Raw genomic sequence first — 21,881 nt, 5'->3', positions numbered from 1 at the left:
GCGGGTCGAAATCGGTTCGAAAGTAGCATTTGAGCCTGCCCGGCATCGGTGTATTACTGAATACGCCGCAATTGAGTGGTGCCAGAGGAGGCTGTATCTATGTGGAAGAAACCTGCGTTCACCGATCTGCGTATTGGTTTTGAAGTCACGATGTACTTCGCCAATCGCTGATTGATCTGCGTGTCGATACTGTCACCGGCACCCGCCATTGCCTGCCACGGCGGGTGCCGGTGCTGGGCGCCTGGAGCGGCACATTGCAATGCCGGCTGGATGCTTTAGGCTGAGGCTCACTACTCCTAGAACAACAAGAATAGGCGTTGCATGAGCCCCAATCTGAGCCAGTTGCGCAAGTTCGTTTCCCCGGAAATCATCTTTGGTGCCGGCTGTCGGCATCATGTCGCCAATTACGCGCGGACCTTCGGTGCCCGCAAGGTGTTGCTGGTCAGTGACCCAGGGGTAATCGCCGCCGGCTGGGTGGCCGACATCGAGGCCAGCTTGCAAGGGCAAGGCATTGACTACAGCCTGTTTGCCGAAGTCTCGCCTAATCCGCGGGTTGAAGAAGTCATGAGCGGTGCAGAGCGTTATCGCCAGGAACAATGCGATGTGATCGTTGCCGTTGGCGGTGGCAGTCCGATGGATTGCGCCAAGGGTATCGGCATTGTTGTCGCCCATGGCCGGCACATTCTCGAGTTCGAGGGGGTCGACACCATTCGGGTGCCCAGCCCACCGCTGATTCTGGTGCCAACCACAGCCGGAACCTCAGCCGACGTCTCACAGTTCGTGATCATCTCCAACCAGCAGCAACGCATGAAATTCTCGATTGTCAGCAAGGCGGTAGTGCCGGATGTATCGCTGATCGATCCGGAAACGACCTTGAGCATGGATCCGTTCCTCTCGGCCTGTACCGGTATCGATGCGCTGGTGCATGCCATCGAGGCGTTCGTTTCCACGGGGCATGGACCATTGACCGACCCGCATGCCCTGGAGGCGATACGCCTGATCAATGGGCATTTGGTGGAAATGATTGCCAACCCGCAGGATATTGCCCTGCGCGAGAAGATCATGCTCGGCAGCATGCAGGCCGGGCTGGCGTTTTCCAACGCCATCCTTGGCGCCGTGCACGCGATGTCACACAGCCTCGGTGGTTTTCTCGATCTGCCCCATGGCTTGTGCAATGCGGTGCTGGTAGAGCATGTGGTGGCCTTCAACTACAGCGCCGCACCGGACCGCTTCAAGGTCATTGCCCAGACCCTGGGGATCGACTGCCGCGGGCTTAACCATGAACAGGTGCGCCGCCGCCTGGTTGAGCATTTGATTGCCCTCAAGCATGCCGTGGGCTTTCATGAAACCCTGGGTTTGCATGGCGTTGGCAGCAGCGACATTCCGTTCTTGTCCCGCCATGCCATGGGCGACCCGTGCATTTTGACCAACCCGCGCAGCTCCAGTCAGCGTGATGTCGAGGTTGTTTATGGCGAAGCCCTCTGATCCACAGGGTGATGCGCTGGCGGGCCTGCTGGGCCTGAGCAATCACACCGTACGCAAAAGCCACTACCCGGAGTTGGCGGCACGTCTGGATGAGCTGGAGGCTGAGCGCAATCGATACAAATGGCTGTTCGAACACGCGGTGCACGGGATTTTTCAGGCCAGCCTGGAGCAGGGCATGCGTGCGGCCAATCCGGCCCTGGCGCGCATGCTTGGCTATCCGGACCCGCAGGCGGTGATGTTCTCGCGCCTGGACCTGGCCAGTGAACTGTTCGTTGGTGGTGCCAGTGAACTGCTCGCAATCGTTCAGGTGCTGCAGCGTGAGCATGCGCTGCTGGGCTATGAGACCCGCTTGCGACGGCGTGATGGCAGTAGCATCGATGTATTGATGAACCTGTTGTTGCGCCCTGATGAAGAGGGCGTTGTCGAAGGTTTCGTGGCTGATATCACCGAGCGCAAGCAGGCGCAGGCGCGCCTGCAGCAACTCAACGACGAGTTGGAGCAGCGTGTCGCCGAGCGCACCAATGAGTTGATCGAAGCGCGTGATGCTGCGCAGGCGGCTAACCTGAGCAAAGACAAGTACCTCGCCGCGGCCAGCCATGACCTGCTGCAGCCGCTCAATGCTGCCCGTCTGCTGATCTCGACGCTGCGCGAGCGTAGCCTTGCAGCGTCAGAGCAGTTGTTGGTGGAGCGAGCGCACCAGGCGCTGGAAGGTGCCGAAGACTTACTGACCGACCTGCTGGATATCTCGCGTCTGGACCAGGCCGCGATCAAACCCGATCTTGACCTTTATCGCCTGGATGAAGTGTTGCGTCCGCTCGCTTCGGAGTTTCAGCCGGTGGCCGAGGCAGCAGGGCTGGGGTTGCAGGTGCGCGGCGGCGAGCGGGTGGTGCGTACCGACCTGCGTTTGTTGACGCGTATTTTGCGCAATTTCCTCAGCAATGCCTGTCGCTACACCGAGCGCGGTCGCGTACTGCTGGGCTGGCGGCAACGCGGTAGCCATCTGCGCATCGAAGTCTGGGACAGCGGGCGTGGTATCGCCGAGGAGCGCTTGCAGTCGATCTTCCTTGAGTTCAACCAGCTTGATGTTGGCCGCGCAGCGGATCGCAAGGGGGTGGGTTTAGGGTTGGCAATCGTTGAACGTATTGCCCGCATTCTCGACTATCGGGTGCAGGTGCGTTCCTGGCCGGGGCGAGGTTCGGTATTCAGTATCGAAGTGCCGCTGTCTGCCGGGCAGCCGCTACCACCTTTAGCGCTACTGCCTCAGGCCCATGTGGGTGACCCGCTACCGGGGCGGCGTTTGCTGGTGCTCGATAATGAGCTGAGCATCCGCCAGAGCATGGCTGCGTTGTTGGCCCAGTGGGGCTGCCAAGTCGTCACGGCCTGCGACCTGGAGGATGCACTGACGGCGTTGGACGGGACAGCGCCTGAACTGGTACTGGCCGATTTTCATCTTGACCAGGGCTTGACCGGGTGTGATGTGGTGCGTGATCTGCGTACACATTTCGCCAGTGCCATTCCCGCCGTGATGATCACTGCTGATCGCAGTGAGCAAAGTCGCCGGGCCATGCAGCGTTTGAAGGCGCCGTTGCTCAATAAGCCGGTGAAGCCTGGCAAGTTGCGCGCAGTATTAAGCCAGTTATTGGCTTGATCGCCGGGTAATTGTTACAGCTTATTAGCCGGCGCACTGTCCAAAGTTGGATAAACAGTGGCACTCTGCAGTGCCTGTGGCAGGTTCGGCACAGCCGATTGGCGGATTCCGGGCCGTTTCGGCTTATTGCCCTGTCATTTTTGTTGCCCAGTGCGGCGCGGCGCCTTAGACTGCCGCCCCTCGAAATAGAGTGCCGCAGGGTGCTTGAAGAATTCCGCCGTCGGCGAACTGTCGGTGATGGCAATCCAATCGCTTAAATGCACGTTATTTTCATAGAGAAATCGATGACCAAGGAAAAGTTGCTGGCCATGCCGGCCGATGACTACATGAACGCCGAGCAACAGGCGTTCTTCACCGAGTTGCTGAAGTCGATGAAAGTCGAGACCCAGGAGCGCATCGAACAGAGCCGCATTACCATCGAGAGCCTGGACAGCCCGGCTGACCCGGCCGATGCTGCCTCGGTCGAGGAAGAGCGCCACTGGTTGGTCAACGCCATCGAGCGTGACCAGCGCCTGCTGCCGCAACTGGAAATGGCCCTGGGCCGTATCGCAGACGACAGCTTTGGTTGGTGCGACGACAGCGGCGAGCCGATTGGCCTCAAGCGCCTGCTGATCAGCCCAACTACCAAGTACTGCATCGAAGCCCAAGAGCGCCACGAGCAGATCGACAAGCATCAGCGTCAGATCTGACCGGCAGTCTGGCCAAGGCCCCGAGGAGCGATCCGCGGGGCCTTGGCGTTTATCGCCCGGGCTTTGTTGCGGCTAATGCAACACAGCTATGTCGGCAATAGCTTTTTCCGCTGCCACTGCGGGCGTATGATGAGCACATCGTTAGGTTGCTAATTAAATTCCGGAGGGAATGATGAATAGCCAAGTCGATGTAGCGGTGATGATTGGCAGTGGCGTTCCTGCGTCTATGCAGGCGCAGGGCAAGCGGGTGTGCTGGGTGGTATTGGTAAATGGCGAGCGGCGCGGCACAGCCTTCGGTAGTCGTGCTGAAGCCGTCGAATGCCAAAACGCATGGCTGATGCAGTTACACAGTGATCAACGGCCCGGAGCAGCGCGCCAGGCCGTTTGAACATGCGTTCAACGCTCCAGTGTTCGCGCCAGTTCACAGGCGTCGGTATGCCGGCAGCGGAATCCCTTCACCTGCCCGGTGGCCTGTTCGGTGATATGAAAGAAGTTGATGCCAGCAGGTATCACTATATGGCGCTTGCCGTTCGCGGATGGGCCTGAGCTATTGTTGTTGATGTAAGAAATGCGGCTTGCCTCTCGACGGATTTCGGTGTTTTCGTGCATATTCCTTCCCTGTGATATGTAGATCAGATCCGGGCGCCCGTTCTGCCGAGGGGCCAGGATGTATCTATCGCACTTTCCTGACAGTTTTGATGTCAGAAAGTACGTTTCCATTGACGGAAATCTGCCGAATGCCTGTCGTGTGGCCCAAGCTGGCTCGCAGGGGGGATAATTCCTGCACGCTGCAAGGCCCATCCGCACAGACATCTCGTGCATCTACCCATTAGTCTTTCAGACTTCGACATTGAAGTGACGTGCCTTCACGGAGCCCTGTTGCTCCTGCGGTGGCGTCGTGTAATCGGTTTGAGGAATTGTTCATTGGCAGTCAGTAATCTGGATACACATGCCCTGTTTGTGCTGGGCGATCTTCGGGCCAAATTGGTCAAACAGTTTCAATCGCGTTTTGTTTATGTCACCGAACAAAACGCGGAAGGCTTGTACATGGCCGAAATCGACACTGAAACAGCGATGGTTGTCGATGATAAACAGCGGCTGGAACTGAAGGTAGGCGATCATTTTCGCGCCGCAGTATTGCCGAGCCGTGAAGGTGGCAAGCTGGAAGTTCGTTTCCGCGACATCAAGCTGACGGTGTATGGCTTGGGTGACTACGCATTTGTTTCAGTACCTGAAGGCGAGGGTATTGTCTTGCGTGAAGGTCAGGGTGTAGTGATGATCTTTGCCGCTCACCAACAGCTTCAGGAAGGCTTGGGCAAAATCCTCAAGACCGCCACTGGCAAGGCCGCCAAATGGCGCAAAGGTGAACTGACCACGTTCAAGGCCAGCGAATGAGTGATTCGGCGAGTGCGCCACAGGGGCGCGCCGATTTCCATGCGTTGCACCAGGCTCAGGCCCGTGAGCAAGCCGAGCAGTGGCTGGCACAGCGCCCGCGATTACAGGGCGCGTGGTTTGACTGGGTGGCTACTGAGTTGTATCAGTTGAGCCCGCCTGAGTACGCGGCGATGGTACGTCGCGAGCTGCAAGCGCTGACCCAATAGCGCTTAGTGGCCCCGATCGCGGCCACTGCTGATTTCTTCGGGCACTTCATCGCCAGCCATACGCTTGCGGAACAGCGCCGCGCGAGCCAGCAGCAAGGTGGTCACAGGTACAGTGATTGCCATCAGAATCGGGATCAACCAGGCATGCAGCACAGGCTCATGCTTGAGCATCGAGAAGTACAGAATCGATGCCAAGGCGACACACCAGGTGCCCAGGGTTGAGGCCAGGGCAGGTGGGTGCATGCGCTGAAAAAACTCTTTCAAGCGGATCAGGCCCAGTGCTCCGCTCAGGGCGAACAGGCTGCTGAGCAGCAACAGCGCCGCAACCAGCACCTCGACCCACAGGGGTAGCTCATTCACATTGCTCATTCGATCACCTCGCCACGCAGTAGGAACTTGGCCAGGGCGAACGAGCCGACAAAGCCGAACAAGGCAATCAGCAGTGCCCCTTCGAAGTAGGTGTCGCTGGCATAACGGATACCCAGGACCAGCATCATCAGCATGGCCAGGATGTACAGGTAGTCCAGCGCCAGGACGCGGTCCTGGGCAGAGGGGCCACGAAACAAGCGGAACAGGGTCAGGGCCATGGCCAGGGCAAAGATGAACAAGCTGGCGAGAATGGCGTTGGCAAGCAGGCCAGTCATTCGAAGATCTCCATCAGCGGACGTTCATAGGTCTGTTTGAAATGTTCAATGAACTGCACCTCATCGTCCAGATCAAAAACATGCAACAGCAAGATGCTGCGATCCAGTGCCAGCTCTGACCAGATGGTGCCCGGAATCACCGTGGTGATCATCGACAAGGCCGCAAGGCCATGGGCATCACGCAGGTCCAGTGGGATGTGAACGAAGCGCGACTGCGGTGCACGGCGTTTGGCCGCCCAAACGCCACGTGCTACCTGCAGGTTCGAGACCAGCACATCAACGCCTACCCGCGCGATCAGGCGCAGCACAGTCCAGGGATGACGGATGCGTGCCGATACCGGGCGCAAGGGAGCCATCAGCAGCGGTGCAGCGACACCCAACAGGACGCCCAGCAACAGATTGCCCGGGCTCAGCGAAAGGTTCAGCACCAACCACAACAGGCACAGTGACAGCGACAGCAGTGGGGCGGGAAATACGCGTTTCATGGCTGTACCTGTGCGCTGGCGGCCTGGCTGGTAGGGCCGGGGATTGGCCGGGTGCTGAGCACGGCACTGACATATTGTTCAGGGTCCTGCAGGCTTGCTGCAGTGTCCTGGGTGTAGCGCAGCAGGGGTTCGGCGCGCACGCTCAAGGCAATACACAGGCCGAGCAGAACGACAATCGGAACACATTCGTAGTAGCGCAGCGCGGGCGATGGCCGCTCTTGTGGTGTCCAGAAGCGTTGGATACCGACGCGGGTCAGGGCAATCATCGACGCCAGGCCGGAGAGTATCAGCAACACCACCAAAGCCCAGCCTTGAGCTGAAAGTGGCTGCTCGGGTGTGGTGCCCAGGCCCAGAGGATTGAACAGGGCGGCAATCAGGCTGACCTTGCCAATGAAGCCCGAGAGTGGCGGCATGCCGATGATCAGCAGGGCGCAGGCAATGAAGCTCAGGCCCAGGAAAGCCATGGTCCATGGAATGATCTGGCCGATGACGGCGTTCTGATCGTCGTCGAGGTTGATGCCTTTGGGGGGATGCAGTGATTCCAGCGGCGAGGGGTGGCAATCGTCGTCATCCAGCGGCAGTTCGTTGGCTGAGCGTGAGCGCTCGATCAACTCGGCCAGCAGGAACAGTGCGCACAGTGCCAGGGTCGAGCTGACCAGGTAAAACAAGGCGCCGGAGGTCAAGGCCACCTGGCCGAAGCCGATGGCAGCGATGAGGGTGCCCGCCGAAGCGAGGATGCTGAGGCCGGCCATTCGCTCCAGGCGCTGCGCTGCCAGAATCGACACTGCGGCACAGCCCAGGGTGGCGAGGCCGCCGTAGACCAGCCAGTCGCCACCAAAGAATGATGAAGCGCCAGCCTGGCCGGAAAACAGCAAGGTCCATAGGCGCAGCACGGTATAGATGCCGACCTTGGTCATGATCGCGAACAGTGCGGCCACTGGTGCGCTGGCGGCGGCGTAGGCTGGCACCAGCCAGAAGTTCAGCGGCCAGATGCCCGCTTTGGCGAGGAAGGCGATGGCCAGGATGGCCGCGCCGGCATGCAGCAAGCCGCGGTCGGCCTCCGGCACCAACGGGATTTTCAACGCCAGGTCGGCCATGTTCAGGGTGCCGGTGACGCCGTAGAGCATCGCCGCGCCGACCAGAAACAGGGACGAGGCAAACAGGTTGATGGCGATGTAGTGCAAGCCGGCCTTGACCCGTGCCCGTCCGGAACCGTGAAGAAGCAAGCCGTAGGACGCGGCCAGCAGCACTTCGAAGAAGACGAACAGGTTGAACAGGTCGGCGGTCAGGAAGGCGCCGTACAGGCCCATCAGCTGAATCTGGAACAGTGCGTGAAAGCTGGCCCCGGCGCTGTCCCAGCGGGCCCTGGCGAAAAGCAGGGCGCTGATGCCGACAATACCGGTCAGCACCAGCATCAGGGCGGAAAGCCGATCGACCACCAGGGCGATACCGAAGGGTGCCGGCCAGTTGCCCGGCAGGTAGACACCGATGGCGCTGGCCTGGCCTTGGGCCTGAACCCACACCAGCAAGGTAATCGAAATCGCTAACCCCAGCAGGCTTGAGAGCAGGTTCAGGCGGGCCTTGAGTGGCCGGCGTTTTTCGCCTAGCAACAGCATCAGCGCTGCAGTGAGTAATGGCAGCAGAATCGGTGCAATGATCAGTTGGTTCATGAAGCTCATTCGTTGGGCTCCCGGCCATCCACGTGGTCGGTACCGGTCAAGCCGCGAGAGGCCAGCAGCACCACCAGAAACAGTGCAGTCATGGCAAAGCTGATGACGATGGCCGTGAGCACCAGTGCCTGAGGCAGCGGGTCGGTGTAGTTGAACAGGTCATGAGGTACGCCGTCCTTGATGACCGGCTCCTTGCCGATGAACAGGCTGCCCATACTGAAAATGAACAGGTTGACCCCGTAGGACAACAGGCACAGGCCCATCACCACCTGGAAGGTCCGTGGGCGCAGGATCAGCCAGACACCTGAGGCTGCGAGTACGCCAATGGCGATTGCTATGACTTCTTCCATCAGGCGGCTCCTGTCTGCAGGGCTTTGGGTTGGGCGGCCGGACGGTGTCCGCGTACCGACTGGTGAGCCAGGGCCGTGAGAATCAGCAGGGTCGAACCGACCACGACGGTGAAAATACCGACATCGAAGAACAATGCACTGGCCACGTGAATATCACCGAGCAACGGCAGGTGCAGGTGGGCGGTATGGGTGGTCAAAAACGGATAGCCAAGCAGCATTGCCCCGCCACCGGTCAGGGTAGCGCAGAGCAGGCCAGTGCCCATCCAGCGTAGCGGTCGCAGGCTCATTTGCGCCTCTACCCACTGAGTGCCGGCCACCATGTACTGCAGAATGAAGGCCACCGACATCACCAGCCCCGCGACGAAACCGCCGCCAGGCTGATTGTGCCCACGCATGAACAGGTACATCGACACCACCAGGGCAATCGGCAGCAACAGGCGCACCAGTACTGCAGGGACCATCATGAAGCCAAGGGCCGTGTCGGCCGCCTGGCGCGGGTTGACCAGGTCGGTAACCACATCAGGCGCAAGCAGGCGCTGCTGGGCTGGCAGTTGCATGCTTTCGCGCGGCGGGCGGAAGCGGCGCAGCAGGGCGAACACTGCCAGCGCTACGGCGACCAGCACCGTGACTTCACCGAGGGTGTCGAAGCCGCGGAAGTCGACCAGCATGACGTTGACCACATTGGTGCCGCCGCCTTCAGGCAGGGCTCGGCTCAGGTAGAACGAAGAAATGTCGTTGGGCGTTGGCCGGGTCAACATCGCGTAGGAGAGCAGCGCCATGCCGCCACCCACCAGTACCGCCAGAATCAGGTCGCGCAGGCGTCTGACACGCGCCTGCTCCTGGCTGCCTGACACAGGTGAAACACCCTCGATACGACGTGGCAGCCAACGCAAGCCAAGCAGGATCAGCACCGTGGTGACCACTTCGACCGCCAGTTGGGTCAGCGCCAGGTCTGGAGCAGAGAACCAGACAAAGGTGATGCAGGTCATCAAGCCACACACACTGACCATGGTCAGGGCGGCCAGACGGTGGTACTTGGCTTGCCAGGCCGCACCCAGGGCGCAGGCAATGGCGATCAGCCAAAGCGTGACGAACACGCCTGAGCCCGGAATTTTTGGCCGGTCACCCCAGCTCAAGCCGCTTTGCAGCATTGGCAGCAGGCCAGCCAGAAACGCTACCAGCACCAGCATGAACAGCTGCTTCTGCAGGCGTCGGGTGGTCATTACGCGTTCGAAACGGCGCGCCGCGCGCATCAACAGCACCTGACCGTGTTCGAACAGGCGCTTGCCATTGAACCGCTCGATCAAAGGCGGGTGCGGGAAACGCCCCAGCTTGAGCTGGTTGCGCAGCAGCAGGTAGAGCACGATGCCGCCGCTCATGGCGATCAGGCTCATGATCAGTGGTGCATTCCAGCCATGCCAGATGGCCAGGCTGTACTCGGGCAGTGTGCCGCCGACCACCGGCAGCGCGGCCGCAGCCAGCAATGGGCCGACGGACTGCGCTGGGAACATGCCCACCACCAGGCAGGTCAGCACCAGCAGTTCGACTGGCGCACGCATCCAGCGTGGAGGTTCGTGGGGGGTATGTGGCAAGTCGGTGGCAGGTGGGCCAAAGAACACATCGACAGTGAAGCGCAGGGCATAGGCCACGCTGAAGGTTGCAGCCACGGTGGCGATCACGGGCAATGCCGCTTCAATCCAGGCGCTGGAGCTGATGAACACCGTCTCGGCAAAGAACATTTCCTTGGACAGGAAGCCGTTCATCAGTGGCACACCTGCCATCGAGGCACTGGCGACCATGGCCAGCGTTGCCGTGAACGGCAGCAGCCGGTACAAGCCGCTGAGGCGGCGGATGTCACGGGTGCCGCTTTCGTGGTCGATGATCCCGGCAGCCATGAACAGCGAAGCTTTGAAGGTCGCGTGGTTGAGGATATGGAACACCGCTGCGACCGCTGCCAGTGGGCTGTTCAGGCCCAGCAGCAGGGTGATCAGGCCCAGATGGCTGATGGTTGAGTACGCCAGCAGGCCTTTGAGATCGTTCTGGAACATTGCCGCAAAGGCGCCCAGCAACAGGGTGCAAGCGCCTGCACCGCCGACGATCCAGAACCATTCTTCGCTGCCGGAGAGCACCGGCCAGAGACGCGCCAACAGAAATACCCCGGCTTTGACCATGGTCGCCGAGTGCAGATAGGCCGAAACCGGAGTGGGCGCCGCCATTGCATGGGGCAACCAGAAGTGGAAGGGAAACTGTGCGCTTTTACTCAGTGCGCCGAGGAGAATCAGAGGAAGCAGAACAGGGTAGAGGGCATGGCTGCGAATCAGCTCGCCGGCAGCGAGGACCTTGTCCAGGTCGTAGCTGCCAACCACATGGCCGAGCAGCAGCACCCCCGCCAACAAGCACAAGCCGCCAGCACCGGTAACCATCAGGGCCATATAGGCGCCGCGCCGGGCGTCGGCGCGGTGGTGCCAGTAGCCGATCAGCAAGAACGAAAAGACGCTGGTCAGTTCCCAGAAGAATACGATCTGGATCAGGTTGCCGGAAATCACCAGGCCAAGCATGGCGCCCATGAACGCCAGGAAAAAGGCAAAGAACCTGGGGACCGGATCTTGTGGCGACATGTAATAGCGCGCATACAGCGATACCAGCGTACCGATGCCCAGCACCAGCAGGGAGAACAGCCAGGCGAAGCCGTCCATGCGCAGAACCAGGTTCAGGCCCAGGCTTGGCAGCCATAGGAACTCCTCACGGATCACCCCGCCGTGGGCGATCTGTGGGTACAGCAAAGCGACCTGGACGGTGCCCACCAAGGCGACCAGCCCGGCAAGCAACGACTCGCTATTACGGGCGTTGTGCGGCAAGACAGCCGCCAGGCAGCTGCCGATAAACGGCAGAAGCAGTAGCACTATCAAGGACATAGATATCTAATCTGCAGAAGTTTGTAAGGGATCATACGTGGCGCACCGTCGATCACCAACACACAAGCTGTGGCAGAATTCTACAAACACGCTGTATCAAACGATTTTTTTATAACAGTTTTTTTCAAAGGATAGACCGGATTTGGCCGTTAGCCTTCGGCTTCTCGCCCTTGAGCAGGCGTTTCAAACGCATCGTCCATGTGATCCCGGCGTTTGATTTTCAGTTCGCTGACAATCACCGCGATCACGATCAGCAGCCCACCGAGCAGGGCAATGCCGGGAAGCCGCTCCCCCGCGATGCGCCCAACGACCCCCGCCCAGACCGGCTCACCTGCGTAAATCAGGGTTGCCCGCGTTGGTGATACCGATTTTTGCGCCCAGTTCATGGCCACCTGGATCATCGCGCTCATCGCCCCCAGCCCCAGCGCGCTGAGCAGCAACAACCAGGAAAAGTCCGGCAGTGGCTCCCGGGTCGGCACGACCATCATGAATGACAGCACCGAAGCAGTCGCCAACTGCACCACGGTCACCCGGCGCACATCGACTTTTCCCGCGTAGCGGCTGATCAGGATGATTTCTGCAGCAATTGCCACGGCGCTGACCAGGGTGACGATTTCGCCGGTGCTGAACTGCAGTGAGCCGCCTTCGGGGCCGGCCAGGAGCATCAAGCCGAAAAAGGCCAAACCGATGCCCAGGCTGGGCATCAGCCCCGGGCGGCGGCCCAGTACCAGCCATTGCAGCAACGGTACAAAGGGTACGTACAAGGCTGTGATAAACGCCGACTGGCTGCTGCTGATCGTCTGCAGCCCGTAAGTTTGCAAACCATAGCCCAGCATGATCGATACACCGATCAGCACGCCGGCCTTGAATTCTGTAGCGGTCAGCCCCGACAGCGCCCGCGCCGAAACCAGACCGACGAATAACGTAGCAGCGGCAAAGCGCAGGCCGACGAAGAACATCGGCCCACTGACAGTCATAACGTTGTGGACGAGCAAAAAGGTGCCGCCCCAGAGCATGGTGATAAACACCAGTACCCACTCAGCCCGGCTAAGCCGAAAGGAGACGGAAGGACGTTCTGTGCTGTTGATCGAGTTCATGGCCTTGCACACGGAAGAGGGTCGACGCACAATTGCGGCGAAGTGGGCAGTATACTGCGCAAACCCAATCTGTGAGCAATATAGTGCACAAAAACACCAGCCAGCGTGCCTCCGTCCTACAGCATGTCAGTCAGAATATTCGACGCCTGCGCCTCGCCGCTGAACTCAGCCAGAGTGCTTTGGCAGAAAAGTCCGGGGTCAGTCGACGCATGCTGGTCGCTATTGAAGCCGGGGAAAAGAATGTCAGCCTGACCACCCTGGATCGCCTTGCCGAGGCACTGGGGGCTGCCTTCAGCGATCTGATTCAAGCCCCCGACAACCGTGATCCGAGCCGCATCAACGAGCTGGCTTGGGCCGGGGTTCATCCCGGTAGCAGGGCGGTGTTGTTGGCCAGCTCCGTTGCCAGTCGTGAAGTGGAACTGTGGGAATGGCGTCTGGAACCGGGCGAGGTCTATCAATGCGAGGCCGACGCTGACGGTTGGAGCGAACAACTGTATGTGGCCGAGGGCTGCCTGACACTGGCCATTGGTGACCAGCTTCACCACTTGCATGCGGGAGACTTTTTCAGTTACGCCAGTAACTGCGTTCACGCCTATCGCAATGAAGGTGAAGTCGCCACGCGCTTTGTGCGTAACGTTGTGATCTGATCTGCGGGGCACGCCAGGTGAAGCGCGTAGCAGGCCGCCCCGCAACGGGGTCAGCGGGTATTGCTGGCCAGGAAGTCTTCAGTGGCAATCACCTGGGCGTAAGCAAATGCCAGGGAGGCCATGTAGGCAGCATGCACCTGTGCAGCAGGAACTGTCACGCCATTGAACTCCAGGTCACGGGTAGCGCAGGCATCGTGGATCACGCTGACGTCATAGCCAAAGTCAGCCGCTGCACGGGTGAAGCCGTCGATGCACATATGGCTCATGCTGCCGACGACCGTCACGGCTGCGATGTTGTGCTGGTCGAGCAAGGCCTTGAGCTCGGTGTTGAGGAATGAATTGACTTTATGCTTAAGCACTACCGGTTCATTCGCCTGGGCCGCAACCTTGGGGTGAATGCGCGCGCCTTCTGATCCAGGTGTGAAGAACGGCGCATCGGCTGACTCGAACTCATGGCGCACATGCACCACCAGATCGCCTTTCGCCCGCGTCGCAGCCAGCACGCGGGCGGCATTGTCGGCGGCGCGGTCCGCACCCTCCAGGGTCCATTTGCCACCTGGGAAGTAGTCGTTCTGAATGTCGATAACGATCAGTGCATGCTTACTCATTGTAAAAACCTCAGTGCGGGTACGAGTGGTTGTGATGAGGTGATAGTTATAGGCTTGGGCAGTACGTTTGCAGATTGGCGCGAACGACAAATTGGCGGGAAAAACTGACAATGGACAAAGGTCGCGACACCCTGGAAATCGGTTTGCTGGTCTACCCCGGTGCGCAGGCGGCTGCCGTGCATGGCTTGACCGACCTGTTTGCCATCGCCAATCGCTTGCGTCTGGAACTGGGGGCACTGGAGCGGCCAGCGCTGCGCGTCAGCCATTGGAGCGAGAATGAGCAGCGCCAGTTGACGGTGGTGTTCGACAGCCTTGCGGGTGGGCAGCACCAGCCCCGGGTAATGATCATTCCACCAAGCCTGACGCAGGCCCCTTCACCTGAGTTGCTTGAGCGCTATCGACAGGACCTGTGTCGTTGGCATCGCGAAGGTGCCTTGCTGGTTTCAGTCTGCGTCGGGGTGTTTTTTATTGCCGCCAGTGGTCTGCTCGATGGCCGGCCAGCCACGACGCATTGGAATTTTGCGCAATCGCTGGCAGAGCGCTTTCCGGCGGTGAACGTCGAGGCCAACCTGCCCGTGCTCGACGATGGCGACATCATCACCTCGGCCGGGTTAATGGCCTGGACGGATTTGGGGTTGAAACTGGTCGAACGTTTTCAGGGTGAAACCCTGGCTGCCGAAACCGCGCGCTTTCTGGCGGTAGAACGTGTTAGCGGTGCTGCGCCAGGCAGCGTCTTTCGTCCACGCCTGGATCACGGTGACGAAGCGGTGCTCAAGGTGCAGCACTGGTTGCAAAGCAGCGGTGCGCGGGACGTCAACCTGAAGGTCATGGCCGATTGTGCGGGCCTGGAGTCGCGGACTTTTCTGCGTCGTTTTCGCAGTGCCACAGGCCTCAAGCCAACCGAATATTGCCAGCAGGTGCGGGTGGGGCGTGCCTGCCGGATGCTGGAGTTCACCAACCGCAGCATCGACCAGATAGCCTGGGGTGTGGGTTATCAAGACCCAGGAGCCTTTCGCAAAGTCTTCTACAAAATCACAGGGCTTGCGCCGAGCGACTATCGGCGGCGGGCCGTTGATAGCGTTGGCTGAGCGAAGGCTGGCGTTTCATTCAGCCGCTTCCGGGCCAGGCTGCAGCAACTGCGGTCCGGGCCCGTGCTCGCTCAGTTGGTCATTGCAATTGCGTAACGGGCAGCTTTGCAGCGACATGCAGCCGCATCCTATGCAGCCATCGAGCTGATCGCGCAGCACCAACAGCTTTTCAATTCGTTGATTCAGGTCTTGGCGCCATTGTTCGGACAGCCGTTGCCAGTCAGCAACACTGGGCGCGCGGCCAACAGGCAACGTCTGCAATGCGGCATGAATAGTGGCCAGGGGGATGCCCAGGCGTTGGGCCATCTTTATGACTGCCACGCGGCGCAGGGTTTCTCGGGGATAGCGGCGCTGATTGCCGCTGCTGCGGGTACTGTGGATCAGTCCTTTGCTTTCGTAGAAGTGCAGGGCAGTGACCGCAACCCCGCTGCGGGCCGCTAGTTGGCCAACGGTCATGACCTTCTCGGCGGTACAAGGCTGGATCATACGGATAAATCTCTTGACCTTGAGTTAACTCGAGGTTTTACCCTGCCTGCCGTCGTATCGCAAGTTCAATGACAGGGAGAACATGCCCATGATGGTTTCTGAGCGCAGCCTGTGCTTTAACCAGATGATCGAATTCGAAGTGATACCTGCCCACCAGCACGCCCTGGCCCAGGCACTGACCGAGCGCAGTGAGGCATTGGCCCTGCGCCATGAGGGTTTGCTCGGCGCGAGTATTCAGGCCAGCATGGATGGTCGCCGTGTGATGCAGTACCTGCAATGGCAGTCGCGCAGCGCCTGGGAGTCGGCGGCCAGCAGTTTCGAGCAGGAGCCCTTTTTGCAACTGATTCGTCAGCATCAGGCTAAAGGTGTGAATTTCGCCGCGTTTCAAACCCTCAGCAGCCTGGTGCGTAGCAGCAGCGACGGCCTGCATTGCCAAGTGCCGGTAGCTCAAGAGTACCAAGGGGAGTGGTGAGGGTAGTGATCGAGGCGCGCACCGATGACCATTTCGCTGATCCAGGCGCTGAGAATCGAGCTGTAGGCTTTCTGGTTACGATCGCTGGACAGTGCATGATCGGCACCGTCGACGATTCTGTGGGTGAGTGAATGAGCGCTGACGAATGCCGAGCGGTAGCTCATCAGTGTGCTGTGCGGTACATAATCGTCCTTTTCCGACTCGACTAGCAGTACATCGCCGGCAAATTCGGCGCAGGCACCCAGTGCGCGGTTGTCGGCAGGGCCCAGTGGCCGTCGGCGATAGTCGTTCAGACGTTGGCGATCAAGGCCCTGTTTAGGCAGTGTCCACTCGTCATCCCAGTACAGGGCCGGTACCCGCAGGGCGAGCCACTTGACCGGACGCTGGGCGGTTAACAGGGTGGCCAGGTAGCCGCCATAGCTGCTACCGATAACCGCAATGGCCTGGGTGTCGACGGCCGGGTGATTGGCCAGGCAATCATAGGCGGCAAGCAGATCTGCCAGATTGTGCTCACGGGTGACGCTCAAGCGCTGGCTGGCGGTTTTCTCGTGGCCGCGAAGGTCGAAAGTCATGCATACACAACCCAGGCCGGTGATCTGCTTGGCTCTAGCCAAGTCACGCTGCTGACTGCCGCCCCAACCATGAACAAAAAGAATGCCCGGTACTTTGTCGCCGGGGCTGAGAATGGTTGCGGCGATGCGTTCGTCACCGACGTTGATTTCAATGGCTTCGCTATGGATGGTCATAGTCGCGCAGCCTTGCGTATTTGCAGATTCTGCCGAGTTCACGGTCATCCCCCTGATAGAAAATGATTGCGTCGTCGGGCAACTTGGGTGCTTCGAACACCTCATGGGTGGAGGCGCGGATGCGCGACAGCGCCGGGTCCGCGGCAAATGCCTGCAGCGCCAGCACTTCGGCACTGCTGGCGCCACCAATGCGCCAGGATTGCTCGAGCACTCCGCTACGCGCTTTATCCTCGTGGTTCAGGCCGCGGGCCACGTCATAGTTGCGGCGCGAGGCAAAAAAACCAGGAAAGTTCTGCAGTGCCGCCTGTTCATAGAGCCTGGCTTGAGTGATGGCCAGGCGTAGCGGGTCTTCCAGCTCAAGCTGCAGCAAGTTGTCGTAGTTGCCCCGCACCACGACCAGGTCCGAGCCGCCGTAGATTTCTTCGCCGTCATGGTCGCGGGTTAACTGCTGAGTACCGTAGTAGCTGCACAAAATGCCAGCGACCAAAGCTTGCCCGACACTGTACGTCTGCACCTGAGTCAAATTCTCCTCCAGTGTCAGGCCCCAGAGCGATAACGCTTTTTCGTCCAGGTTACACAGCGCGTTTTCGACTTGCGCCATCGAAGTGACCACCGTTTGGCCTCGCCCTGCGGTGGCTCGCACCGGTTTAATCCGTAATGGGCCGTCACGCAGTAACAGTGCCGCGGCGCTTCGGGCATCTGCCAAACTGAATACCGTGTAGCCACGCAGCAATGCATCGCTGGCTTGACGAGCAAAATCATCGGTCCAGCCCAATGGGTAGCGGGCATTGGCGGGTAAGGGGTGGGAAATGGCCTTGGTGGCCATATAGGGCCTGGCCACCATGCCGCCGAACAGGTCCTGGTCCGAGACGATGCCCATCTCCTGGTAGCGGGCCGGATCAATCAGGGTCTCGGTGGGCAGGTAGTAAAGATTGTCGTGCGCCGAAGGTGATGCTTCGGGCGCCACCACCTGTGTATGGAGCAGCTGCGCCAGGCGTTCAGCCAGCTTGAGGTGCACGCTGTGCTCATGATCAGGCGTGTGCTGGCGCGTATCGAGCAGCACGACGCCCTGTTTGTGATCGGTCGATCGAGGCATGGGCATTTCCTCGGCGGCAGGTGCCGGGGCGTGTGGTGGTTTCCCCGGATCAGGACTGTACTGTTGTGAAGGCTGAGGAGGCCGGAAGTTCACCAGCAATCCTGATTTTATTTTTTGGTTATATTTATAGTAATTATAATAATTTATTGTTCTATGGCGTGGTAAGGCACTATGAAACCACGGTCAGCCTTCTTTATATAAAGGCGCCGGCTACTTCACTCGACATGGACAACCAGAGAGCCTGCAGCGATGAACCCTTTCCCGTTGTATTTCGACTACGCCGCAACGACACCCGTCGACGAGCGCGTCATCCCGGTGATGGTCCAGTGTCTGGGTGCTTCAGGCAATTTCGGCAATCCAGCGTCCGGGTCGCACCGCTACGGCCGTGAGGCGCGACTGGCTGTAGAGCAGGCACGCGCTCAGGTTGCCAGTGTGGTGGGGGCCGAAGCGTCGCAGATTATCTGGACCTCGGGTGCTACCGAATCCAACAACCTTGCGCTCAAGGGGCTCGCCCAGGGCCATCAGGGTGGCCATATCATCACCAGTCAGATTGAGCACAAAGCCGTGCTGGATACCGTCTCGCAACTGGAGCAAGCAGGCTTTGCGGTGACGCGCCTGGCACCCGACGCTCAGGGCCTGATCAGTCCGCAAGCGGTATTGGCTGCGCTGCGCGATGACACGGTGCTGGTCTCGTTGATGCTGGTGAATAATGAGCTCGGTACCGTCAATGACATCGCCAGCATCGGCCAGCTCGTTCGTCGACACGGCGCCTTGTTGCATGTGGATGCTGCACAAGGGGTTGGCAAGCTAACCATCGATGTGAAGCAGTGGGCTGTAGATGTGATGTCATTCTCTGCCCACAAGGTCTATGGGCCCAAAGGTGTGGGTGCCTTGTACGTCGGTGAGCGAGCCCGGCCATTGCTGTGCGCGCAAATACATGGGGGAGGGCACGAGGGCGGCTTGCGATCAGGCACCCTGGCTACCCATCAGATTGCCGGCATGGGGGTAGCGTTTGCCTTGGCGGCAGCCTTACAGGATGAAGAGGTGCAGCGTATTGCTCTGTTACGCAGGCGGCTGCTAGCCCAGCTGCTTGAAATTCCCGGGTTGGTACTTAACGGCAGTCCCTCCCAGCGTATCGAGCATACCCTGAGCCTGACGTTCAACGCTCAGAGCCCTGATTTTGCGTCGTTGGCTGACAGCCTGGCGTTTTCATCCACATCGGCCTGCAATTCATCCAGCAACCAGCCCTCGCACGTCTTGTTGGCATTGGGGATTGAGGCGCAGGCCGCGCGCCAGACCATTCGCCTGAGCCTTGGTCGATACACTCAGGAGGACGATATCGATCAGGCTGTGGCAGCAATCAAAGCTTCGTTACAGACACAGCCGTTCTGGGCGGTTGCCGGAGGCTGAAGGCTGTTCCATTATCTGCGGCTATAACAACGGATGCCGTGGTAGCAGGAGTCAGCATGAACACCCAATCTTCACCGCAAGGCGCTGTGCACGTACGCCTGGCAGCAGTGCGTCAGGTCATGAATCGAGAAGGGATCGACGCCTTGCTGGTGCCTTCGGCTGATCCGCACCTGTCCGAATACCTGCCGGAGTACTGGCAGGGCAGGCAATGGTTGTCTGGTTTTCTCGGCTCGGTCGGTACCTTGGTTGTGACGCCGGAGTTCGCCGGCTTGTGGGCGGATAGCCGCTATTGGGAGCAAGCTGAGAAAGAGCTTGCCGGTAGCGGTATTGAATTGGTGAAACTGCAGCCAGGCAAGCCGGGGCCCCTGGAATGGCTGGGTGAACAGGTCAAAGAGGGTGGCGTGGTAGCCGTTGACGGTGCGGTCATGGCCTTGGCTTCAGCGCGTCAACTGCGCGAGCGCCTGGCTGCCCGTAACGCGAGTTTGTTGACGTCCAGAGATCTGCTTGAACAGGTTTGGGAAGGGCGCCCGCCTTTGCCGGGCAACGCGGTGTATGCCCACCTGCCACCGGAGGCTACGGTCAGTCGCACAGACAAGCTTGCGCAGTTGCGCCAGGTGATGCGTGAGCGGGGAGCTGACTGCCACTTCATTGCCACCCTGGACGATATTGCCTGGCTGTTCAATTTGCGTGGCAGCGACGTCCCCTACAATCCGGTGTTTGTGTCGTTTGCGTTGATCAACATGGAAAAGGCAACACTCTTCGTGGCGCCAGACAAGCTAGACGATGATCTGCGCCACGCGCTTGCAGCCGAAGGCATCGATGTGCGCGACTATGCAGCCATCCATTGGGCATTGGCCAAACTGCCGGCGGGCAGTCGGTTGCTGGTCGATCCTGCTCGGGTCACTCAAGGCTTGATCGACAATGTGCCTGCCCAAGTGCGCCTGGTTGAAGGGCTCAACCCCACCACCCTGGCCAAATCGCAAAAAAGTGTCGAGGACCTGGCTCACATTCGTAATGCGATGGAGCAGGACGGCGCAGCGTTGTGCGAGTTTTTTGCCTGGCTGGAGGCGGCGTTGGGGCGTGAGCCAGTGTCGGAGCTGACGATCGATGAGCAGCTCAGTGCTGCCCGCGCGCGCCGTCCGGGTTTCGTTTCCCTGAGCTTTGCGACCATTGCGGCGTTCAACGCCAACGGCGCCATGCCACATTATCGGGCAACTGAAGCGTCTCACGCGCGTATTGAAGGTGATGGCCTGCTATTGATTGATTCGGGCGGCCAATACCTAGGAGGGACGACAGACATCACCCGCATGGTGCCCGTAGGGGCGCCGAGTCAAGCGCAGAAACAGGATTGCACCCGTGTGCTCAAAGGGGTGATTGCCCTGTCCCGTGCGCGATTCCCACGCGGCATTCTTTCGCCTTTGCTCGATGCCATTGCTCGCGCGCCGATCTGGGCCGATCAGGTCGATTACGGTCATGGCACAGGTCACGGCGTTGGCTATTTCATGAACGTGCACGAAGGGCCGCAGGTGATTGCCTACCAAGCGGCAAGCACACCGCAAACAGCCATGCAGGCCGGGATGATCACATCGATCGAGCCGGGCACCTACCGGCCTGGGCAGTGGGGGGTTCGGATTGAGAACCTGGTGTTCAATCGCGAAGTGGGGCGTAGTGAGTTTGGCGACTTCCTTGAGTTCGAAACCTTGACCCTGTGCCCGATTGACACGCGTTGCTTGCTGCCGGAGTTGTTGAGCGAGTGCGAACGAAACTGGCTCAACGGCTACCATCAGCAGGTGCGTGATCGCCTTGCGCCGCTGCTCGACGGGGCGGCACTGCAATGGTTGCTGAACCGCACCCAGGCGATCTGATACGGAGAATGCCTAAAAGCACAAAGGGCGGCCATCTGGCTGCCCTTTGTACGTAATGTTCTTTATTTGCAGATCACGATCATGCTGCGACTGGTGTATCCCGCTGGATTGAGCCCGAACAGGTAGTCGCCAGGCTCGGCGTCATCTTCGCCAGAGCGGGCAATTACCTTGTAGCCCTTTTCGCCGCAGGCTTTGATCGCCTTGCTATAGCATTGATCCCAGGATGATGAGAGGCCAGAGCAATTGATGTGCAGGCCTTTCTTGCCGCGTTTGACTTCAGTTTTTGCAGTCGCCGCGCATCCGGCAATGGCCACTATGGCCAGGATGAGCAAAATTCGTTTCATTCCCGTCCTTAATACGTGCCGGATCTATCGCCCGGGTCAATTTCTGCAGCTTCTTCCTGATGCTCCCTTGCGTCCCTGTCTTGTCAATTAGATAACATAAAAGTTGACGTTCCATGACAGCTTAAAGATCGTGGATGTGCGGCACAATGACCAGTCTTGATTTAAATGAAAATATTTCTCAAATCAGTCGGCGGCAACCAGCGCAGGACTCTCTTTGCGCATCGACATCGTTGCGCCCACCGAAGCCGTGATAATTGCACCAATGGCCAGCCACTGAGTGACGCTCAGGACTTCTCCGAGGAACAGTAACCCCGAGAGCGCGGCGAAGGCGGGTTCAACACTCATCAGGGTGCCGAAGGTCTTGGCGGGCATGCGCGTGAGCGCGACCATCTCCAGGCTGTAGGGCAGGGCGGTAGAAAGCACCGCCACACCAAGGGCGATTGGCAGCAAGGCTGGCGTGAGCAGGGCGCTGCCGGCATGGGCAATGCCGATCGGTGCAACAAAGAGTGCTGCGATCATTACGCCAAGCGCTGCA

The 21,881-nt window shown here is 59.6% G+C and carries 26 protein-coding genes (1 of these 26 cut by a window edge); 12 read left to right on the top strand and 14 right to left on the bottom strand.

The window, feature by feature from the left end:
- The first annotated feature begins 99 nt into the window (after positions 1-99).
- From pqqA to ACP6KB_RS18420, 5 genes are all read left to right on the top strand, one after another.
- The gene (pqqA, locus tag ACP6KB_RS18440; protein WP_009394664.1) at positions 100-171 is read left to right on the top strand and encodes a pyrroloquinoline quinone precursor peptide PqqA; all 72 of its coding nucleotides are present in this window, start codon (positions 100-102) and stop codon (positions 169-171) included.
- 150 nt (positions 172-321) lie between these two features.
- On the top strand, positions 322-1,485 hold the full coding sequence (ercA, locus tag ACP6KB_RS18435) for an alcohol dehydrogenase-like regulatory protein ErcA (protein WP_442108768.1): 1,164 nt from the start codon (positions 322-324) through the stop codon (positions 1,483-1,485).
- The gene (locus ACP6KB_RS18430; protein ID WP_442108767.1) at positions 1,469-3,133 is read left to right on the top strand and encodes a PAS domain-containing hybrid sensor histidine kinase/response regulator; all 1,665 of its coding nucleotides are present in this window, start codon (positions 1,469-1,471) and stop codon (positions 3,131-3,133) included. Before ercA ends, ACP6KB_RS18430 begins: the two co-directional genes overlap by 17 nt.
- A gap of 284 nt (positions 3,134-3,417) precedes the next feature.
- Complete coding sequence (locus tag ACP6KB_RS18425; RefSeq protein WP_442108766.1) at positions 3,418-3,822, top strand: TraR/DksA family transcriptional regulator; 405 nt, start codon at positions 3,418-3,420, stop codon at positions 3,820-3,822.
- Positions 3,823-3,994: 172 nt separating this feature from the next.
- Positions 3,995-4,210 carry a hypothetical protein gene (locus ACP6KB_RS18420; RefSeq protein WP_442108765.1) on the top strand — a complete coding sequence of 72 codons (216 nt, stop codon included), beginning with the start codon at positions 3,995-3,997 and terminating at the stop codon, positions 4,208-4,210.
- An 8-nt stretch (positions 4,211-4,218) separates the two neighbouring features.
- Here ACP6KB_RS18420 and ACP6KB_RS18415 read toward each other — a convergent pair whose 3' ends face one another.
- Positions 4,219-4,431 carry a hypothetical protein gene (locus ACP6KB_RS18415; protein WP_442108764.1) on the bottom strand — a complete coding sequence of 71 codons (213 nt, stop codon included), beginning with the start codon at positions 4,429-4,431 and terminating at the stop codon, positions 4,219-4,221.
- Positions 4,432-4,746: 315 nt separating this feature from the next.
- Here ACP6KB_RS18415 and ACP6KB_RS18410 point away from each other — a divergent pair, with 315 nt between their 5' ends.
- A complete protein-coding gene (locus ACP6KB_RS18410; RefSeq protein ID WP_442114336.1) occupies positions 4,747-5,217 on the top strand; it encodes a hypothetical protein in 471 nt (156 codons plus the stop codon).
- Positions 5,214-5,423: a hypothetical protein gene (locus tag ACP6KB_RS18405; RefSeq protein WP_442108763.1), complete on the top strand. Its 210-nt coding sequence runs from the start codon at positions 5,214-5,216 to the stop codon at positions 5,421-5,423. The genes ACP6KB_RS18410 and ACP6KB_RS18405 overlap by 4 nt, the downstream gene beginning before the upstream one ends.
- 3 nt (positions 5,424-5,426) lie before the next feature.
- Here the strand turns inward: ACP6KB_RS18405 and ACP6KB_RS18400 are convergent, their stop codons facing one another.
- The 7 genes from ACP6KB_RS18400 to ACP6KB_RS18370 form a co-directional block, all read right to left on the bottom strand.
- Positions 5,427-5,792 carry a Na+/H+ antiporter subunit G gene (locus ACP6KB_RS18400; RefSeq protein WP_442108762.1) on the bottom strand — a complete coding sequence of 122 codons (366 nt, stop codon included), beginning with the start codon at positions 5,790-5,792 and terminating at the stop codon, positions 5,427-5,429.
- Positions 5,789-6,067, bottom strand: coding sequence for a K+/H+ antiporter subunit F (locus tag ACP6KB_RS18395; protein WP_038612978.1), 279 nt, complete (start codon positions 6,065-6,067; stop codon positions 5,789-5,791). Before ACP6KB_RS18395 ends, ACP6KB_RS18400 begins: the two co-directional genes overlap by 4 nt.
- Positions 6,064-6,552, bottom strand: a complete 489-nt coding sequence (locus ACP6KB_RS18390; protein WP_442108761.1) for a Na+/H+ antiporter subunit E — start codon at positions 6,550-6,552, stop codon at positions 6,064-6,066. The genes ACP6KB_RS18395 and ACP6KB_RS18390 overlap by 4 nt, the downstream gene beginning before the upstream one ends.
- Complete coding sequence (locus ACP6KB_RS18385) at positions 6,549-8,231, bottom strand: monovalent cation/H+ antiporter subunit D (RefSeq protein ID WP_442108760.1); 1,683 nt, start codon at positions 8,229-8,231, stop codon at positions 6,549-6,551. Before ACP6KB_RS18385 ends, ACP6KB_RS18390 begins: the two co-directional genes overlap by 4 nt.
- Positions 8,228-8,572 carry a Na+/H+ antiporter subunit C gene (locus ACP6KB_RS18380; RefSeq protein WP_442108759.1) on the bottom strand — a complete coding sequence of 115 codons (345 nt, stop codon included), beginning with the start codon at positions 8,570-8,572 and terminating at the stop codon, positions 8,228-8,230. The genes ACP6KB_RS18385 and ACP6KB_RS18380 overlap by 4 nt, the downstream gene beginning before the upstream one ends.
- Complete coding sequence (locus ACP6KB_RS18375) at positions 8,572-11,487, bottom strand: monovalent cation/H+ antiporter subunit A (RefSeq protein ID WP_442108758.1); 2,916 nt, start codon at positions 11,485-11,487, stop codon at positions 8,572-8,574. The genes ACP6KB_RS18380 and ACP6KB_RS18375 overlap by 1 nt, the downstream gene beginning before the upstream one ends.
- Before the next feature lie 149 nt (positions 11,488-11,636).
- Positions 11,637-12,584, bottom strand: a complete 948-nt coding sequence (locus tag ACP6KB_RS18370; RefSeq protein WP_442108757.1) for a DMT family transporter — start codon at positions 12,582-12,584, stop codon at positions 11,637-11,639.
- A gap of 83 nt (positions 12,585-12,667) precedes the next feature.
- On the opposite strand from ACP6KB_RS18370, the gene ACP6KB_RS18365 reads away from it, so the two are divergent.
- Entirely contained in the window at positions 12,668-13,231 is a 564-nt protein-coding gene (locus ACP6KB_RS18365) for a helix-turn-helix domain-containing protein (protein WP_442108756.1), read from the top strand.
- Between the two features lie 50 nt (positions 13,232-13,281).
- On the opposite strand, the gene ACP6KB_RS18360 is transcribed toward ACP6KB_RS18365, so the two are convergent.
- Positions 13,282-13,839: a cysteine hydrolase family protein gene (locus ACP6KB_RS18360; protein WP_442108755.1), complete on the bottom strand. Its 558-nt coding sequence runs from the start codon at positions 13,837-13,839 to the stop codon at positions 13,282-13,284.
- A 110-nt stretch (positions 13,840-13,949) separates the two neighbouring features.
- Between ACP6KB_RS18360 and ACP6KB_RS18355 the strand changes: the two genes are divergently transcribed.
- Entirely contained in the window at positions 13,950-14,927 is a 978-nt protein-coding gene (locus ACP6KB_RS18355) for a GlxA family transcriptional regulator (protein ID WP_442108754.1), read from the top strand.
- A 15-nt stretch (positions 14,928-14,942) separates the two neighbouring features.
- Here the strand turns inward: ACP6KB_RS18355 and soxR are convergent, their stop codons facing one another.
- Positions 14,943-15,413: a redox-sensitive transcriptional activator SoxR gene (soxR, locus tag ACP6KB_RS18350; RefSeq protein WP_442108753.1), complete on the bottom strand. Its 471-nt coding sequence runs from the start codon at positions 15,411-15,413 to the stop codon at positions 14,943-14,945.
- Positions 15,414-15,501: 88 nt separating this feature from the next.
- On the opposite strand from soxR, the gene ACP6KB_RS18345 reads away from it, so the two are divergent.
- On the top strand, positions 15,502-15,885 hold the full coding sequence (locus ACP6KB_RS18345) for an antibiotic biosynthesis monooxygenase (protein ID WP_442108752.1): 384 nt from the start codon (positions 15,502-15,504) through the stop codon (positions 15,883-15,885).
- Here the strand turns inward: ACP6KB_RS18345 and ACP6KB_RS18340 are convergent.
- Together ACP6KB_RS18340 and ACP6KB_RS18335 are read right to left on the bottom strand one after the other, a co-directional pair.
- Positions 15,861-16,631: an alpha/beta hydrolase family protein gene (locus ACP6KB_RS18340; RefSeq protein ID WP_442108751.1), complete on the bottom strand. Its 771-nt coding sequence runs from the start codon at positions 16,629-16,631 to the stop codon at positions 15,861-15,863. The two genes, ACP6KB_RS18345 and ACP6KB_RS18340, sit on opposite strands and share 25 nt — an antisense overlap.
- Entirely contained in the window at positions 16,618-17,733 is a 1,116-nt protein-coding gene (locus ACP6KB_RS18335; protein ID WP_442108750.1) for a DUF3182 family protein, read from the bottom strand. Before ACP6KB_RS18335 ends, ACP6KB_RS18340 begins: the two co-directional genes overlap by 14 nt.
- Positions 17,734-17,976: 243 nt before the next feature.
- Here ACP6KB_RS18335 and ACP6KB_RS18330 point away from each other — a divergent pair, with 243 nt between their 5' ends.
- Together ACP6KB_RS18330 and ACP6KB_RS18325 are read left to right on the top strand one after the other, a co-directional pair.
- The gene (locus ACP6KB_RS18330) at positions 17,977-19,137 is read left to right on the top strand and encodes a cysteine desulfurase family protein (protein ID WP_442108749.1); all 1,161 of its coding nucleotides are present in this window, start codon (positions 17,977-17,979) and stop codon (positions 19,135-19,137) included.
- 56 nt (positions 19,138-19,193) lie between these two features.
- Positions 19,194-21,002, top strand: a complete 1,809-nt coding sequence (locus ACP6KB_RS18325; protein WP_442108748.1) for an aminopeptidase P family protein — start codon at positions 19,194-19,196, stop codon at positions 21,000-21,002.
- Between the two features lie 62 nt (positions 21,003-21,064).
- Here ACP6KB_RS18325 and ACP6KB_RS18320 read toward each other — a convergent pair whose 3' ends face one another.
- Positions 21,065-21,346, bottom strand: coding sequence for a hypothetical protein (locus ACP6KB_RS18320; protein ID WP_442108747.1), 282 nt, complete (start codon positions 21,344-21,346; stop codon positions 21,065-21,067).
- A gap of 183 nt (positions 21,347-21,529) precedes the next feature.
- A protein-coding gene (gene rhtA / locus ACP6KB_RS18315) for a threonine/homoserine exporter RhtA (RefSeq protein ID WP_442108746.1) crosses the window boundary here: on the bottom strand, positions 21,530-21,881 show its 3' portion. It continues 536 nt past the right edge of the window; 352 of the gene's 888 nt are visible here — the last part of the coding sequence; the start codon falls outside the window, past its right edge; the stop codon is at positions 21,530-21,532.

Origin of the sequence: Pseudomonas sp. NUPR-001 (genome assembly GCF_052147955.1) — a bacterium.
Taxonomy (GTDB): domain Bacteria; phylum Pseudomonadota; class Gammaproteobacteria; order Pseudomonadales; family Pseudomonadaceae; genus Aquipseudomonas.
Note: the sequence above shows the minus strand (reverse complement) of the source record. Positions and strands in the feature narration are given on the sequence as shown.

What these genes read in the sequence shown, in the direction of transcription:
- ercA (WP_442108768.1), top strand. Translation starts at nt 322, where the DNA reads ATGAGCCCCAATCTGAGCCAGTTGCGCAAGTTCGTTTCCCCGGAAATC.
- ACP6KB_RS18430 (WP_442108767.1), top strand. Translation starts at nt 1,469, where the DNA reads ATGGCGAAGCCCTCTGATCCACAGGGTGATGCGCTGGCGGGCCTGCTG.
- ACP6KB_RS18425 (WP_442108766.1), top strand. Translation starts at nt 3,418, where the DNA reads ATGACCAAGGAAAAGTTGCTGGCCATGCCGGCCGATGACTACATGAAC.
- ACP6KB_RS18420 (WP_442108765.1), top strand. Translation starts at nt 3,995, where the DNA reads ATGAATAGCCAAGTCGATGTAGCGGTGATGATTGGCAGTGGCGTTCCT.
- ACP6KB_RS18415 (WP_442108764.1), bottom strand. Translation starts at nt 4,431, where the DNA reads ATGCACGAAAACACCGAAATCCGTCGAGAGGCAAGCCGCATTTCTTAC.
- ACP6KB_RS18405 (WP_442108763.1), top strand. Translation starts at nt 5,214, where the DNA reads ATGAGTGATTCGGCGAGTGCGCCACAGGGGCGCGCCGATTTCCATGCG.
- ACP6KB_RS18400 (WP_442108762.1), bottom strand. Translation starts at nt 5,792, where the DNA reads ATGAGCAATGTGAATGAGCTACCCCTGTGGGTCGAGGTGCTGGTTGCG.
- ACP6KB_RS18395 (WP_038612978.1), bottom strand. Translation starts at nt 6,067, where the DNA reads ATGACTGGCCTGCTTGCCAACGCCATTCTCGCCAGCTTGTTCATCTTT.
- ACP6KB_RS18390 (WP_442108761.1), bottom strand. Translation starts at nt 6,552, where the DNA reads ATGAAACGCGTATTTCCCGCCCCACTGCTGTCGCTGTCACTGTGCCTG.
- ACP6KB_RS18385 (WP_442108760.1), bottom strand. Translation starts at nt 8,231, where the DNA reads ATGAGCTTCATGAACCAACTGATCATTGCACCGATTCTGCTGCCATTA.
- ACP6KB_RS18380 (WP_442108759.1), bottom strand. Translation starts at nt 8,572, where the DNA reads ATGGAAGAAGTCATAGCAATCGCCATTGGCGTACTCGCAGCCTCAGGT.
- ACP6KB_RS18375 (WP_442108758.1), bottom strand. Translation starts at nt 11,487, where the DNA reads ATGTCCTTGATAGTGCTACTGCTTCTGCCGTTTATCGGCAGCTGCCTG.
- ACP6KB_RS18370 (WP_442108757.1), bottom strand. Translation starts at nt 12,584, where the DNA reads ATGAACTCGATCAACAGCACAGAACGTCCTTCCGTCTCCTTTCGGCTT.
- ACP6KB_RS18360 (WP_442108755.1), bottom strand. Translation starts at nt 13,839, where the DNA reads ATGAGTAAGCATGCACTGATCGTTATCGACATTCAGAACGACTACTTC.
- ACP6KB_RS18355 (WP_442108754.1), top strand. Translation starts at nt 13,950, where the DNA reads ATGGACAAAGGTCGCGACACCCTGGAAATCGGTTTGCTGGTCTACCCC.
- soxR (WP_442108753.1), bottom strand. Translation starts at nt 15,413, where the DNA reads ATGATCCAGCCTTGTACCGCCGAGAAGGTCATGACCGTTGGCCAACTA.
- ACP6KB_RS18345 (WP_442108752.1), top strand. Translation starts at nt 15,502, where the DNA reads ATGATGGTTTCTGAGCGCAGCCTGTGCTTTAACCAGATGATCGAATTC.
- ACP6KB_RS18340 (WP_442108751.1), bottom strand. Translation starts at nt 16,631, where the DNA reads ATGACCATCCATAGCGAAGCCATTGAAATCAACGTCGGTGACGAACGC.
- ACP6KB_RS18335 (WP_442108750.1), bottom strand. Translation starts at nt 17,733, where the DNA reads ATGCCCATGCCTCGATCGACCGATCACAAACAGGGCGTCGTGCTGCTC.
- ACP6KB_RS18330 (WP_442108749.1), top strand. Translation starts at nt 17,977, where the DNA reads ATGAACCCTTTCCCGTTGTATTTCGACTACGCCGCAACGACACCCGTC.
- ACP6KB_RS18325 (WP_442108748.1), top strand. Translation starts at nt 19,194, where the DNA reads ATGAACACCCAATCTTCACCGCAAGGCGCTGTGCACGTACGCCTGGCA.
- ACP6KB_RS18320 (WP_442108747.1), bottom strand. Translation starts at nt 21,346, where the DNA reads ATGAAACGAATTTTGCTCATCCTGGCCATAGTGGCCATTGCCGGATGC.